A 15,568-nucleotide genomic window follows, 5' to 3' on the forward strand; every position below is an offset into this window, starting at 1 on the left:
GGAAGATGCCAGGCACCGACGGACCGGGTGGTGTTGGTGCTGCCTGAACCGATCGATCACGCAATACTGAACTCCCAATCTCCGGCGCGAGAGTTACATTTCAAGTGTCGCACGTGGAGCATCGCGATGCTTAGTACCCCGAATGATCTAGCTGATCGGATGGCGGCGCGACGCCACACATCGCGGGCCGACCGCAGTCATTTTCCCGCGTCTCGTCTGATCGAGATGAAAATAATGCTGCCAAATCCGTTTGCCGAGATCGGCGAGCAAAGACAGCCGCGCAAGCGTAAGGCCAGCGAAACCAAGAAGCCCGCTCGTCGCGAACTTTGACAAAATGCCGCTGGCGCGCGTGGAATCACCGACGAGATACGCGGCGCAGAGGTCAGCGCTCGAACTCCCTCATGGTGTGCTCAACCAGACGATTAATGTGGGGGATGTCAGTGTGATCGCTGATCACATCGAGCCCGTTTCTTTCGTTGTCGTAGATTAAAGTGATGAAGCCAACGCGCCGCTCTTCAACGTTTAGCGTGAGCGTGTCCATTTCGGCATGAAACATCGCGCCGATGATCTCGCCGCTATTCCGTGACTGGTCCACGATCGTCTCGTCCCCGTTGTTGATGGAGATGATAAAGCCGTCGTTGACCGCGTTATCAACGAGCGTGATGGCAATTTGTTTGTGTAGTGATGTCGTACTCATTGGAAGCGCTCTCTTCGTCTTTCGGTAACCGGATCAATTTCAGCGTTCGGGGGCGCCGCCCGGTAGTGTGCTCCGCTTCTTTGTTTTCGCGGTGGCGTGAACACGGCACTATGATGCAAGCAGTCAGGATTGCGTTATTATCTCCTGCAAGGGTGAGTGGAAGTTGCATCACCCTCGTGACGCGCGATTGAATGATCGCTGGAACACAAGCGTGCCCATGATCTTCACGCTCCAATCACTCGGCATCTCGGTACCTACGCCACACAGTCGGCGTCGAGAACCGCAAGACCTAAAGGAAATAGAGGAACGACAATCGTCAGGAACGAGCGGATGCGGAGTGGTGTCTGAGTAACATGACAATCCGGAAGAAGAAAAAAGTCCGGCACATGCCGATTCTCACCGCTACCGTGGTCCTTTGAGCGCTTTGCGGACCGCATCAAACGCTTTTTGCTCATCCGGTTCGACCTGTTCGAACCAATGGCCGGGAGGATACTTCGCGATGCGACGGGCAAAAAATGATGCCGGCTGCCATGGGTCGCTATTCGTCTTTTTGAAGATAATGACGCCGTCGCGCGTAAAATATGACGGGCCGGCGATCTCGCAATTTACCGAAATCTGTAGCCGCCAAACATCCTCCTTGGGGGCCTCCTTGGGTAGAACGACGTAGTCGAGAGATACAGGATCGCCTATTGTGCAGCGTCCTTTCTTCAGAAGATCGCCTAGTTCACCCTGCGCCGTAACAACAAAGTCGTAGTTGGACGTGTCATGTAAAAAGGCAACGTTAGGCTGCGGGTATTCGTCTGCCATCTCTCTGGCAATGAGAGACAATGCGAACGGTTGCCAGCCGAGTTGCATTGTCTTCGCGTAAGGTGGGCCAAGTGACATGTCGCCCTTGGCCGATATATTCCAAGAGATTGTATATGCGTCGTCAGGCTTGTCGCCTTGGCTTCTGGCCCACGAAAAGACCACGGGGGTTTCAGAGTCATGTTTCTGACCGACTTCCCAACCTCTCGGGACAAAATGGGCAATCTTGGCTGCGCGGGACAGTATATCGTCTATCGTCGCTCCATCTTGCGCCCGCCACGTGGTCTTGACGCGTTTTATCAACACGTCATCTTCGGCGTATGCACGATCAAGAATGACACCTGTTATGGCGAACGTAGCAAAGAGTAACAGCCAACGATGAATCATGGGATTTTTGCGCCCAGCGAGTTGCAATCAATCTGACCGTGCCTCATCCCCGCAAGCAGAATTAAGATGACAATGAGTCGACGGGGATAAGCAGGAGAGAAGGCAAACCCCAGCACAGAGAATGCCAGTAATCGCTCAGCATTTGGATGCCCAAACGTCGGACGCAAGCCAAGCGGCCCAACCGTAAGAATGAACAGGACGAGTAAGAGTATCTAAGCCGTTGCTCAGTGCTGGCACCACTATCGAGTGCTTAACGACACACCTATGGTATGCGCCTTGGCTGCCGTTGCGCCCGGTGTTCGTTTCAACATTCTTGCAATCTTGGCTACGCCTGCCTTCTGCTTCGCAAGCGCCTTAAGAGTGCGAACGTCGTCCTTCGTCCACTCGCGGCGAACAGCTGTTTTCTTCCTGGGCAAATCTTCATTCCTTCAATCGCAAAACGCGCGGTTTAGCAGATCGCGCGTTTTGCGCAAGGCAACGACGCGTGTCTCGCGCGAGCTAGTTAGCCAACAAGTGTTTGATAAAATGGCGCGGTGGAGAGATCTCGTCTCCTTAAGTGCGATCAAGGTCGTGCTTTTGGTCAACGGGAGTCTCAGCCGTCCTGTTGGTGAGCTGGAGGCTTCGCCAACGGTCGCTTTCGCGAATGTGGGCGATAATGGTTCTATGGCTTCTTCACTGACTGTTAGGAGTTACGCCGGGTTGTATGGCGATGTTGATTCGTTCTTTGAGAACGAAACAAAGTCAGAGGGTGAACGAGCATGTCCTGTGCAAGCGAGAAAGCGAGCGCAACGCAGCACTCTCGTCCAGCGAGGTCGTCCGGCCAATCCAGGATGGCGCCGGCTTCCCGCGAGTGACACGCGCGCAACGAAAAGGCAGGTCCGATTGGTGCGACCGGACCTGCCAAGCATTCACGAGCACTGCGATCTGGGTCACTTTTTGAATGACGGATCGCTCTTTGCGTCTACGCGCGCTTTCCACTCGAGGGAGTAGTATTCGCCGCGATCGCGCGCCCACGGATCGAACGTATTGATCACGTGCCTGAGCTCGGGCTCTAGCTCGGGGGCGTTGCGTAGCAGGATGCGCTTAAGCGGAGCGACCTCCTGTTCGTGGCCGTTCGGCTCGCCTTGCTCCATCCGCTTGCCGCCGGGGCCATTGTTATTGACCCAATCGAGCCCGAAGGTCGTGTAGAACTCTGGGCGGTAGCTCGACGTGAAGAACCGGTCGCTGAATAAGCGGCGCGAGGCGTTCAGGATGAACAGTTGGAACTGAGTTTCTGAGATGGCGGACCCATGCGGGCGGGTCGTCTCGGCGAGCCATCCGACCACCATGTCGACATCCTCGATGTTGTCGACCTCGCTACCATTCGCATTGCCGAGGCAGTCGTTGATCGGCGAGCCGTCGGGATTGCGCTGCGCTGAGGTGATCTGCTTGCTCACGTCGCATTTGTGCGTGCCGTAGATCGCCCGCAGAGAATCCACTAGTTCCCGCTGAAGCTTTTTGTCCGCCTCGGAGACGTCAGGTCGTTTGTCGATGAAGTCCTCAAAGCTGGTCAACTGGCGCAGACCGATCTGCCGCCGCAGTTCATTGAAGCGTGGCAAGCCACGCTCGCGGTCGCGGATGAGGTCGAGAGCGGCAACGTCGATCTTGGTGTCGAGGCGCGGGGGAAGATCGAGGTTCTGCATGAACTGGGGATGATTGCGCAAGAACAGCAGACCGAGGCGCTGGCGGCCCATCGTCAGGGCCCAGTTTGCCAGTCCGCCGTCGTGCATACGGGCGGTCGCCTTGCCGCGGAAGGTGTCGATGACCGCCACCTTCTTACGGATCTGGTTCGGGTCGTTCTCAATCTGGCGGAATTCGAGCAGGTCCGGCACGAGGGGGTGCAAGCGGTAGACCGTCGGAAATTCCTCCGGGAAGTTGAACGGCGAACCGAAATGGCTGGTGCCTCCGTTCACGATCTTCGGGTCCCACTTTCCCGTACCCTCGTCGACCAGTTTCTTGTTCGCGCCGGTCGCGATGATCCCAGGTCCCGACGACACCGCCGATGCGAGCACGTTGGCGTCCCTGGGGTCGCTTGACGCCCTGAACTTGTCGCGGATGCGCTCGACGATCCGGTTCATCACGGGATATTTGTCCTGATCGATAAGGCCGGACCAGTTGGAGTTCATCGCCCGGTATAGCGGCTCGTTATAGAGAAGCTGCGTCGTCCATTCGATTGTGTGGATCTTCGCGATCTCGGCCGACACCACGAGCCGCGCCACCTGGAAGAGCTCCTCGGGCGTGACTTGCGAATAGGTGATGACTTGCTGCGGATTGGCGGGGTTGCGCAGACCCGAGTCGGCGTTCGGCGTGAGTGCCGCTTGCTTGCGAAATTCATCCACGAAGCTGTTGTGCTCGCGCACGAACAGATTGTGATAGAAGCTCATGCCGATGGACCAGTTGTCCGGAAAGGCCGTAGCTTCCTGGCCGGCCCATTCGGGCTGAATCGGGTCGCACTGTCCGGTCGTCGCCCCAGGCGGGCACGCGCTCCCGAACACAGGCAAATACCCAAGTTTCTCACCGGTGTGACCTGGCCTCATGTCGAACTTCGCGCGATCAGCCGCATCACGCTTGACGCGCCGCTCCGAGCGCTCGTCGTAGCCATAGATCTGCGACGCGTCCCACCAGGCCGTGACGGTGTTGCGCGTCGTCTTGTAGGACCGCGCGGGTCGTTCGGTCCCAGTCTCCGCGGCCTTGAACATTGCGGGAGCGGTGGAGTCGGCGATCAGTGCTGCGTCCATCTTGTCGCCGGGGCGGCAGCCGAGTTGGACCGCCTCCGGCGTCGCGCAGCCGAGACTTGTCATGATGTGCGACTGATCGTTCCGCGACTCGTCGAGGTGCGAGAACCAGTCGTGCGTCATGAACTGGATCCAGAAGGCAGCGAGCACATTGAAGGACGGCGCCTTGCGGTATGGGCAGTCGGCGTCGACCGAATCGGACGCGCCATGCCCTTGATTGCAATTCCGCGCCCCGGTCTGGTCGCGCGTGAACAGCTTGCGGCTAATCAGCTGCGGATCTGGCTTTAGCAACCCGAGTCGGTCGCCGTGCCGATTCTTGGCGAGCTCGTTGGCGCCGATATCAGGAAACGTGCTTTCGAACTCCACGTTGCGGGCGAAAAGCTGCCCGCTGGCTCCCATTGCGGGATTCTCGATGTCGTTGCAGATGCCGGTCAGTGTGCGATGGCGGATCAAGTCTCCGTCGCAGCGCTGCGGTCCAGTGCCGCCGACGCTGGCGAAGCTTGGATGCGTCGGCTCGAGCCGCATCTCGCTCCACTTTTTTAGCACCGGCCCGGTCGGAGAACCGGCATATTGCGCAAAGGTCTTATTGTCGAACAAATTGAATTTAATCAGCTCCATCCGCTGATATTCGAGATCGATCAAGGCGCCGGTGATGCCGCGTTGGTCGCGGACGTCGAGCATCGATCTCTTCGAGGCGGTGCCGAAATAGTTCGACCAGTCAACCCACGGGGTCGGCCGTTGTTGAACCGCACTTGATCCGCCGCGGCACATCAGGCGGTTCGTCTCCGCGACCTTCCCCTGGAAGCGCTCGCTGCGTTGCGTCGCGATCGGGCGGAGCGGCTTCTCCTCATCCAGGCTTTGCAGGCCGAGGGCGATGCACGCCCGCAGAACCCCAAGATCATCCAGCCTATTCTCCTGCGCAGGCGCTGGTGTTCCCACGCTCGCAACCATCGCGGTTGCGCAGATGATGCTTCCGATAACGAGATATGACCGGCGCATATTTTTTCTCCTACCGGGCCCCGATGCAAACAGCGACTGTCTGCCAACGACGGTACCGTCATATCCGAGCCCGCGCAACTTCTCGAACAGCAACTGCGTCGACCGGCGTTTTCGCTTCGGCAAGCTTTTGTTTACCGCTCTAGGCTTGCGATACCGAAGTTCTTGCTCAAGTCCGAAGACCGTGAGAACTTAGTGCATGATTTTATAAGAGAGGATAGATCATGTGGAGAGCATTGATCTCGATCATTGCGATTGCCGGTGCGTCGTCGAGTGTTGCTGCGCAGACTATCACCGACCCTGCCGAGGTTGTATCGCATCTCAAGCTCTGGTCGCAGGAGACGGGCGACCCGGTCTACTATGGCGAGGTTAGAGACGTCGATGCGCGCTCCAAGCGGGTCGGCGGCCATTACCAATGCCTGGCGCTCGCGTTTATCAAGTATGATGGCGGCGTACTGCAATATGCCCACAAGATGTGGTCTAAATCGCGAGACGGATCGTGCCATTATGAAGATGTGACGTCGCGCAAGGTCGGCAATCATGGCGCGTGCGTGAAGGACTCTAATGCAGGTTTCGGGAAAGCGGTCGGCACAGCGCGCATGACCAAGGACAACATCGATTACGAACATAGCACCTTCAGAACCGTCGATCTGAACACCCGTCGCGTCGGCGAAACCAAATCTTGCATACCGCCGAGGGGCGCCAGCGCCGGTCTCTATTCCATGAGAATCGTCAACGGCAGATTCCAAATCATTACCACTCGGCCTTTGGCCTATGAGGTGAACATAGAGCCTCAGGATCCACATAATCCACCAACCAAGCCGGTGTTCTAGACTGTGCGGACAAGCCCGAAGCAGGTATGGAATATTTGATTCGGCCTGAAAGCATTACGCGCCCACCATGATCTAGTTCTGAGATCTGCCCTTGTGCAATCGATCGGCACAAGCTTTGCCTTCTGGCCACAGCAATTGGTGACGACGTCATGCCATTCCTCGAAGCGCTCGATGCTCTGCCCGCAAACGATCCCGCCCGCACCGAACTGTTCTATCAGTGGCTCAGACGCGACTGGAGGGCGCTGTTCAGCGAATTGCGCGAGAACCGACCGGTCATGACACTGCCGCCCTTCACGGTTCTGGCGCGCTGGTCGGACGTCGTCGATACGCTTTCCCGTAACGAGACGTTCCGCGTGCCCTACGCGCCGCATATGGACGACTCAGTCGGTCCGTTCATGCTGGCTCGCGACGGAGCGGTGGAGAATTGGCGCGACAAATCAGTGATGCGCGCGCTGCTCCGTTGGGAGGACGTGCCGGCAATCCGTGCGCTAGCGGCAGTCACGGCGGCCGAAGCCCTCGCCGCCGTGCCGCCGCCTACGGTTGACGTCGTGCAGACCGTCTCCCGACTCGTGCCGCTGCGCGTCGTGCAGCAAAGCTTCGGTTTCCCGGGGCCGGACGATGAGCACATGTTGCGCTGGTCGTGGGCGACGCAGGCCGATATGTTCCACAACCCGACAAACGACCGCTCCCTGCTTGACGCCTGCAACGCGGCCGGTGCCGAGATGCGGACGTGGATTCGTACGTTTCTTGCTGAACGTGAGCCTTGGAGCGACGCGCAAGGCGAGGATAGCGTCTCGCGTTTGCTGCGAATGACCTCGCGCGGTCTCTCTGGCCTCGATACTGAGCAGGTGGTGAGCAACATCTGTGGCCTGCTGGTCGGCGCGATCGAAACGACGTCGCAAGCTATCGTTAACGCCACCGAGCAGATCCTGTTGCGTCACGACGTCACCGTGCGTGCGATCGAAGCGGCTCGATCCTCGGATAACGCAGCATTCGACGCAATCGTCTGGGAAGCGCTGCGGTTTAACCCGATGACCACCTTCGTCGCCCGCGTCGCCGCCGAACGGGCGGTGCTCGCTCCGGGCAGCCCACACGAGACCACGGTGGCGGCCGGGTCGGTTATTGCGGTCGGCATTGGCTCGGCCATGTTCGATCCAGGTGTTTTCCCCGAGCCGAACGAATTTCGTGTCCGCCGCCGCACATCTTATCTGCATACGGGCTTTGGACCGCACGAATGCCTCGGCCAATTCGTCGCCTATGCGATCATTCCGGAGACGATCCGGCAGATTCTCCTGCTGCCTGGCGTCCGGCTGATCGAGGGCGATGCCGGGCACATCGACATGGCCGGTGGCCCTTTCGCCGAGCATTTCGTCATCGGGCACGGGGCACGCGCGCAGGCTTAAACGGGGCGCGAGCCCTTAGCGGGAGCTGCATGCACGGTGAATACCGTTTCGGTTCGTTGGACGCTGCTCTTCTTTGCGGCTGCACGTTCCGACGAGCCCCGTGCAACGCGGCCATCGCCAGTGGTGATGATCAGCGCGCCAAAGCCACCGGTTGGGCGTTTTGCTCGCACGTCGGTCTAATTGTCGATTAGAAGATCATTCTGTCGTAACGAATCGAATTTTGGCTTTCAGTGGTGGAGCGGGAGGGGAGAGTGATTACGAAACGTGGGGTGAAAACCGGAATCGGTATCGTCGCGGTCGTGATCGTTGCCGTGTCGCTTATTGGCTTCAAGCTTTATCGAGATAAGCTGACCGTCAGCTTGCCGGACTACGCGCCGATTAAGAAAGCCGTGTGGCTCGATCAAGGCTGGGACCAGAATCAACGTGAAAAATTTCATCACGCCGATCAGGGGACCCAGACGCTCAACATACCCTATGAGTGGTTCATCGCGCTGGAGCAGCCGCGGTTGTCGCTCGTGGGCGATGTCGGTCGCTTAAGCGACCCGGCCTATCTCGACCGATATGGATTCATCCCGGGTGCTACCAGGGGTGGCGAGAACCAGTTACCGGTAGGTTTTGCACGAGCAGGGACGATGCGCACGGCGACAGGGCAGCCGTGGCTCAACCCGCGAACCAAAGAGCCCATGACACGGCTCGGATTCACCTGCGCCGCCTGCCACACCGGCCGGCTCGCCTATCGCGGCACGACCGTACTCGTAGAGGGTGGCCCGGCTCTGACCGACCTCGGCAAGTTCCGACAAGGACTCGGGATTTCGGTTCTGCTTACGAAGCTTTCTTCCGGTCGCTTTCTGAGCCTTTTCTCCGACCGCTTCGATCGATTTGCGAAAAACGTTCTCGGGGAGGACGCTAGTCAAGAAGACAAGGCGGAATTGCGCCAACAGCTGACCGCAGTGTGGGACCAGCTCGATGTCATCAGGAAGCTCGACAAAAAAGTCGCTGAGACGAGCGTTGACGAAGGCTACGGCCGTCTGGACGCCTTGAACCGCATCGGGAACCAGGTGTTCGGGCTCTCCCTGGGTCCTGAAGCCAGAGAGAAAAACTACGCCGCCACCACGGCGCCAGTGAACTTTCCTCACATCTGGACCACTCCCTGGTTCGATTGGGTGCAGTACAATGCGTCGATTATGCAGCCGATGGTGCGCAACGCGGGCGAGGCGATGGGGGTTTCTGCGTTGATCAATCTAACCGACCCCGGGAAAGGACTGTTCAGTTCCGAGGTTCAGGTGAAGGCGCTTGCCAACATTGAGAAGTCAATCGCGGGGAATCAGCCAAGCGAAACGAACGGCTTCACGGGGCTGACAGCGCCGAAATGGCCAGAGGAGATTCTGGGACCCATCGACACCGCACTCGCCGCGAGAGGCGGGGCACTTTATGACGATTTATGCAAGGGTTGCCATCTGCCGCCGGTTGGCACCAAGGCATTCTGGGACTCGAAGGCGTGGTTACCGCCAAACAGTTTTAACCAGCGCTATCTTGAAATTAAAACAAAGACGATCGCCGACCTCGGTACCGATCCAGCGCAGGCGGAGGACATGAGGAATCGGAAGGTGGTGATTCCGGACAGTTTAGGAATCGCCACAAACGAGTTTGGACCGGCCCTCGGCCAACTGGTCGAGAAGGTCGTGACTCATTGGTATGACGCTCACAACGTTTCCGAATCCGAGCGTCCCGAGTTGAATGGGTTTCGGCCAAACTTGATCCAACATCCGCTCGCCTACAAGATGCGGCCACTTAACGGAGTGTGGGCAACGCCGCCTTTCATTCATAACGGTGCTGTCCCCAATATCTACGCGCTACTTTCACCGGTTTCGGAACGGCCAAAGACCTTCTACCTGGGTCGGCGAGAGTACGATCCCGTCTGCATGGGCTATCAGATAACGGCATCGGCCGCGCCTGAGGACAACCTTGATTTGCGTTGCCTCGGCTCAAAAACCGATCCGGAAGCGGGACGGTTCTCTGGCGGTTTCAAGCTGGATACAGCGTTGCGAGGCAACCGCAATACCGGCCATGAATTCAATGATGGGCCACGTGCGAATGGCATAATCGGCCGCAAGCTTACGCCGGACGAGCGGCGGGCACTGATTGAATTTTTAAAGACGATATGAGCCCGTTGCCGATGCAGAACGGCGGCAGTGCCAGCACTCGCTGGCGGTCGCGCTCCGCGCGCAGGCCGTCAACTTGGCCAGCACTTCAGCGGCTTTTCCGCAGATTTCGGGGAAATGCCGGTCCGCTCGAGGTCCTAAATCTCCCTAGCACTACGGGGAGACTTGACGGCGCATGTGTTCGACTTTGGCTCAGGGTAGTCAAGGTTTCGCGCCAAAGAGCTTGATAGCCTCTAGCATCGACTGCCCATATTCCTCTGCAAAATTATGGATCGCTTGACGAACTTGCTCCACCGACCAGCCGTTTCGCCACAGCGACGGATCTTCAATGATCTTGTTCTTCCAAAACCTAAACTTGTGGTCGATATCTGCCTGATTGTTGTCGGCGGACATGTCAACGACGAGTACTAGAGCGTCAGGTACCCCTCTCGCTTTAGATGGCGACCAACCGACAAGGAATGGACCTTCTCCCTCAAAGTTTACGTGTTGCTTCTGTGCGTCTGAAATGGCGAGCTGTGAGGCCACAAGATCGTAATGATCCAGGACAAACTCGCAGTCATCAGCCTTTGCCTGGCTGGCCTGAGGATCATCCAACGGCCAGATCGTCACCATCTGATCTACGACTGGAACACTCGAAGTTTCGCTTCGCGGAAAAAAGGCAACGAAGGCCTTGCAGACCATCAGAAGCTTGGCACGGCTTGCTGCAGTAGGCTTTGAGTGTAGTACGAGTAAGCCATAGGCTCCTGCATCCGACGGCGGTATCTCTTGGGCCCGCAGATATGCTCGGACAGGCTGTAATGGCCTATGCGATGCAGAGTCACCACGTTCGCCGATTGAGGGGCTTGGGCGACTCATGGTAGGTGCGGAGCGGGGTCCATGACCTACATTTCCGTTGGTAGCGCCGCCACCGCCCCCGGTGCTGTTGCGGTAGCTGGACCGGCCAGAGCCAGCGTTTCCCGAATGTCCAGGCCCGGACTCTCCAACGAAGCGTCCCGATCTGCCTTTGCGTTTCTTCCTATGACTGCCGACTCCTTCCGGTGACTTTGTTCGAGCAGAGCCGGAGCCATAGCTTTGGTCACAATTTCGGTCTCGCGGATCGCAATCAGCACGAGCGCTGGCCAAGTTGAGGCACAGAGCCAAAGCAGTAAAGCAAGTGAAGCGAATGAGCAATTTGGCCATGTCATTTCTCCTTCCTGATTGCGCCAAGAAGAAAGCTAAAAATCGTGCCCATGACCGTGCAAAACAGCGTCACTGTCACGACGAGAAAGATCGTTCCCGAACTAGTGTCCGGTCTAACCCACCACGTCAGGGCGACTGCAAGTAAGAAGCCGACTGCGGTGGATAGGCCAAAGCTCTTCACCCTCGTATCTCCATCAGAGCGAGCGGATTAACTCCTCCGCAGTTTTCGGTAGAGTTTGCATCCGGTGAGCCGGAGGAGGCAAGGCAGATTTGAGGTGGAATGGAAAGCTGCGACGAGGCCCGATCGGAATTTTGCCTGGGTGTTAGCGAAGAATGCGCCTGTGCGGACGCTCAATCAAGATCGTCTCGGCCCGGCCAAGAACGTCGGCAGAATCAGATTACCCCGAGGAAACGCAGCACAGAAAGGGATCACTATGCCAGACTTGAAACGGAGCGCGTTCGCAGCCGCAAGCTTCGCCCTGATGTGCGCCGCATTGCCTGTATCGGCGCAGGAAACCGTTCGCATCCGAGGTACGATTGAACATGTCGACGGGCCGATATTCGTGATCAAGAATCGCGACGGTGCGGAGGTGAAGCTGACCCTCACCGACAAACCGCTCTTTGTAGCAATCGTGAAGTCGACGATGACCGAGATTAAGCCCGGCATGTTCGTTGGCTCAACCGGAATGACGCAAGCAGACGGAAGCCAAAGGGCGATCGAGGTGCACATCTTCCCGGAATCGATGCGGGGAACAGGCGAGGGCCACTATGACTGGGACCTCAAGCCGCAGAGTAAAATGACGAACGCGAATGTTGAGCAGACTGTCGCCGGGGTTGATGGACAGATACTTTCCGTCAAGTACAAGGGCATAGAAAAGAAGATTCTTGTTACCCCCGACACTGCGATCGTCACCTTCGTCACCGGTGACAGGAGCGACCTTAAACCGGGGACCAAGATCTTTGTTGCCGCGAAAAAGCAGTCTGATGGAACCTTGCAAGCTCCACGCATCACGTATGGCAAAGACGGATTGACGCCGCCGATGTGAATACGGCGCCATCGATGCAATCGAAGCTGCGTGCGATTAACCGGCGAATTGAAGATCTCGGATGCGATGCCTCGATCACATCAGCTCATTCCCGGCATTTCTGACCGCAAAGCCTGACCGTGACTTTCGCGCTGCCCCGATTGTTGTCCGGGCCATAGAAAGACGAGTAAATCCACGGCAGACCAATCACCGCATCGTTTACGTAGAGGAACAGCTCTCCACTGCGCTGAGCCCTGATCGTATCCCTGAACGACACCGGCGTATTGCCTCTGACCTTCACAGGGTCGAGGAAATATTCATCTACACCTGTCTCGCCGATCCTGGCGATGAGCCTGAACCACGGCCGGAAAAGAACGCGCCTGAGAAGGATAGCGCTCCTGAATGCCCATTCCTGCACGCCTTCCAATGTCGAGGTCCGGAAACCGACCGGCGTGGTCGGGATCTTATCGTCGGCCCAGGGAGCATCGATCATGACAACAATCTCGTATAGATAACCCGCTCTGACTGTCAGCCCGGTCGGCGCACAGAACGTGTCGGTCGAGAAATCCTTGGCGGGCTGCGGGATGCCGAGGTTCACAGCCTTCAACTCCGCCTTTGCAGACCCCGCGCAGAAAGCCCCAGCCGAGTCCGCAATGTTGAACACCAGATGGCTGAGAGCTGTCGCAACGATCCACACAATCGCCAAGGCAAAGAAAGCCGGCAGCACATGCCGCCTGCCGACTCGGATGACCCATCGGTAGATGCGCAGGTTGCGGAACCAGTAAATGACTTTGTGGACCAGGTTGTCTGGCAGGATTGATCGGCTGCCACGCGACTGCCAGATCACTCGCATCCCATCGTGAATGTTGCCGCTCAGGGATGAACCGAGGCTCATGAACAGCGCGATCGCGGCAATTCCTGCCAGGAACCATTCCGGATTGGTCGCATACCAGTCGGTCCACCAGTGGACCGATCTCGGCAGGGACGACTCGAAAAACCTGACAACCTCCGAAACCAGCCGGACGCTTGATGTGAACTCATGCTCGGGGCGAAGATGGTGAAAGAGCCAGAACGCGGCCAGGTGGAACGATGCGGCAAGAGTGGCAAAATAGGCAAGACGCCGAAGCCAGACGTAATTCCACAGCCGTTCCTGCTGAACATGACGCGCGGCGGCCTGCGCAGGCGTCTCGAACGTCGTTGCATCAAGCGGCTGCACGGTGCCATCGCCGAGCAAGACAACATACTCCGGTGGCAGGCCAATCGGCGCGTAAGCATTGGCGCCGCTGTCGATGCGGCCGAAGACACTTTCATGAATCTTGGGCATGGGGATGCTAACCCCTACCGCCGGATCGTTGCACAGGTCGAAGACCTTGCGCGGACCGTAGCGATAATAGGAGCCGAGACCGGCACGCGAGTCATACAGGCGCCCGTCCTTGTCTTGCGATGAGGCCATCGCGATTAAGGCGTCCGGATCGGCCGCCGGCGCGGACTTGAACGACAGCCCGCACTTCTGCGCTTCCTGGATTAGCCAGTAGAGAGGGACGAACGCGAGCGCATCGTCCGGATAACCGCCCCCGACATTGGCATGCATCCCGGTAAACCAGGCCTGGACCAGACGCTCCCCGGTGATACTTTCCGGCACAGGCGGCACTGGTTTTCCGGGCGGCTGTTCGGTCCAAAGGACCGGGTGGAACGTGGTCCTTTCATCGTCGAGTGCCAGGGCGTGTCGTGCGAACTTGACTTTGTCGCTGAGCACCCGGTTCGGCAGTTCGAGCGGCCAGACCCAATTGCTTATGCCCCGCGTCATTTCGTCGATCGGCAGGCCGTAGGCTGCCACCGTGTCCCACAACCCGAGGAATTCCAAGGACGGGACCGGGGTAAATGTGATCTTGGAATAAGACTGGCGTCCGCGAAGCTTGTCACAGATCGGCACCAGCACGTAGTCTCGAAATAACCTGAACGGAACCTCTATGCGCCAGATCGAGTGATAATTCTTGGCGCGGTAGGCTCGATACGCTTTGAGGGCGCCATTGTGCAGCTCGGCGCCGGTGTTCGCCTGGACAAGACCTTGGTCGAGCACCAGGGCCGCAAGCACGCGGGCAGTGAACGCTCCGCGACTGAAGCCGAATAGATAGATCTTGGAAGGCGGCAACGTATCATAGTTGCGGCAGATGAACTCGTACGCATCCAGGATATTACGCTTGAGCCCGTAACCGAACACACCTCCCAGTATCGCCAGCGGCAAGAAGGATGACGTTCCCACGCCGTCATCGTATTTCGCGGCCTGCTTGTTGCTCCGCAGGTCCAACGCCTGGAAGATGCGCCAGACATTGGTGCGCCACACGCTCGACGCCGCGTTGCCCGTGCCATCGGACAGGATTACGATTTTCTCTGCTGCCACTCGGCCCCCTAGGACGCTGCCAAAATACAACGAATGGCGTTGTTGAGCCAGAGACGTCCGCGAAGCGCTCGAACGCGCTAGCGCTTAAAAAGCGAGATGGTGTGCGAGAGATTAATACCTAGCCAAGCGGACCGCGACCTGAGCCTTCATTGGACAGATGACCTTAGGATATCATCGATGCAGTCAAACGCGGAGGCCAAGGGTTATTTCCATCGCTCGGGCTACCCTCGATGTTGCCGCGACCGTCACCTATATGTGTTCTCGGCAGAGCCATGAATAAGTACCTAGCAACTTTGTTCGCTGTGAGTTTTGGAACTGCGGCAATGGCCGGCGGAAACGGCGACTCGGTTGCTCAAAAGGCAACAAGGAATAGCGAGGCCACAGGTTTGGTACAAATTTCGGTGGGGAAGGGCCCTATCAAGCTTGGCTCCGAGCCGACCCATATTCCACTCGGCGATCGCCCTCTTGCGGATATCAGCGCAGATATAGGGAACGCCGCGAGGGTGTACCTTGTCCTGGAGCATGTCCGCTTTGACCAGCCACCCGGCATTCTGTTCGAGGTGCTCATTGGAGATGAAAGTGCGCCGGGTTCTTACGAGCGTGTTGGTCGCTTCAATCTTTTTGAAACTCGAGAACTTCTAAGTTTTGATATAACAGAGCGATTTCGGTCACTGGTTGCGTCAAACTCGCGGGGCATGCTTGTCGTGACGATACGGCCTGCGGTCGGAGCGCGATCCGAGGCTGCAGCGTCTGGCTCCCCGGAGTGGTCTCGTTTGCATGCCCTCTTGGAGCAGGCTGCCGTTTCTATTGGCGTGATCAGGCTGGACGCCCGGTAATCGCGGGCGCAATGGGCACATCGGTTTGCGGGTGCGGTTAAGCTGTTGCTGCTCATAGTTGTTCGTGTACT

At 57.9% G+C, this 15,568-nt stretch carries 11 protein-coding genes; 6 read left to right on the forward strand and 5 right to left on the reverse strand.

Going from position 1 to position 15,568, the window contains the following annotated elements:
• Positions 1-126: 126 nt before the first annotated feature.
• Complete coding sequence (locus GGQ85_RS12670) at positions 127-330, forward strand: hypothetical protein (protein WP_309774818.1); 204 nt, start codon at positions 127-129, stop codon at positions 328-330.
• 52 nt (positions 331-382) lie between these two features.
• On the opposite strand, the gene GGQ85_RS12675 is transcribed toward GGQ85_RS12670, so the two are convergent.
• The 3 genes from GGQ85_RS12675 to GGQ85_RS12685 form a co-directional block, all read right to left on the reverse strand.
• Positions 383-697 (reverse strand): hypothetical protein, encoded by a 315-nt coding sequence (locus GGQ85_RS12675; protein ID WP_244553412.1) that lies wholly within the window; start codon positions 695-697, stop codon positions 383-385.
• Between the two features lie 402 nt (positions 698-1,099).
• Positions 1,100-1,888, reverse strand: a complete 789-nt coding sequence (locus GGQ85_RS12680; protein ID WP_309774819.1) for a nodulate formation efficiency C protein — start codon at positions 1,886-1,888, stop codon at positions 1,100-1,102.
• A 929-nt stretch (positions 1,889-2,817) separates the two neighbouring features.
• Positions 2,818-5,661 (reverse strand): peroxidase family protein, encoded by a 2,844-nt coding sequence (locus GGQ85_RS12685; RefSeq protein WP_309774820.1) that lies wholly within the window; start codon positions 5,659-5,661, stop codon positions 2,818-2,820.
• A gap of 221 nt (positions 5,662-5,882) precedes the next feature.
• On the opposite strand from GGQ85_RS12685, the gene GGQ85_RS12690 reads away from it, so the two are divergent.
• From GGQ85_RS12690 to GGQ85_RS12700, 3 genes are all read left to right on the forward strand, one after another.
• Positions 5,883-6,491, forward strand: coding sequence for a hypothetical protein (locus tag GGQ85_RS12690; protein ID WP_309774821.1), 609 nt, complete (start codon positions 5,883-5,885; stop codon positions 6,489-6,491).
• Between the two features lie 149 nt (positions 6,492-6,640).
• Complete coding sequence (locus tag GGQ85_RS12695) at positions 6,641-7,894, forward strand: cytochrome P450 (RefSeq protein WP_309774822.1); 1,254 nt, start codon at positions 6,641-6,643, stop codon at positions 7,892-7,894.
• A 251-nt stretch (positions 7,895-8,145) separates the two neighbouring features.
• Positions 8,146-10,059 (forward strand): di-heme-cytochrome C peroxidase, encoded by a 1,914-nt coding sequence (locus tag GGQ85_RS12700; RefSeq protein WP_309774823.1) that lies wholly within the window; start codon positions 8,146-8,148, stop codon positions 10,057-10,059.
• Between the two features lie 198 nt (positions 10,060-10,257).
• Here the strand turns inward: GGQ85_RS12700 and GGQ85_RS12705 are convergent, their stop codons facing one another.
• Entirely contained in the window at positions 10,258-10,668 is a 411-nt protein-coding gene (locus GGQ85_RS12705) for a hypothetical protein (protein WP_139372830.1), read from the reverse strand.
• 908 nt (positions 10,669-11,576) lie between these two features.
• On the opposite strand from GGQ85_RS12705, the gene GGQ85_RS12710 reads away from it, so the two are divergent.
• Positions 11,577-12,281, forward strand: coding sequence for a hypothetical protein (locus tag GGQ85_RS12710; protein WP_309774824.1), 705 nt, complete (start codon positions 11,577-11,579; stop codon positions 12,279-12,281).
• A gap of 85 nt (positions 12,282-12,366) precedes the next feature.
• Here GGQ85_RS12710 and GGQ85_RS12715 read toward each other — a convergent pair whose 3' ends face one another.
• Positions 12,367-14,661 (reverse strand): T6SS phospholipase effector Tle1-like catalytic domain-containing protein, encoded by a 2,295-nt coding sequence (locus tag GGQ85_RS12715; RefSeq protein WP_309774826.1) that lies wholly within the window; start codon positions 14,659-14,661, stop codon positions 12,367-12,369.
• 272 nt (positions 14,662-14,933) lie between these two features.
• Between GGQ85_RS12715 and GGQ85_RS12720 the strand changes: the two genes are divergently transcribed.
• Positions 14,934-15,497, forward strand: a complete 564-nt coding sequence (locus tag GGQ85_RS12720; protein WP_309774827.1) for a hypothetical protein — start codon at positions 14,934-14,936, stop codon at positions 15,495-15,497.
• Positions 15,498-15,568: the final 71 nt, after the last annotated feature.

Origin of the sequence: Nitrobacter vulgaris, assembly GCF_031453995.1 — a bacterium.
Lineage (GTDB): Bacteria > Pseudomonadota > Alphaproteobacteria > Rhizobiales > Xanthobacteraceae > Nitrobacter > Nitrobacter vulgaris.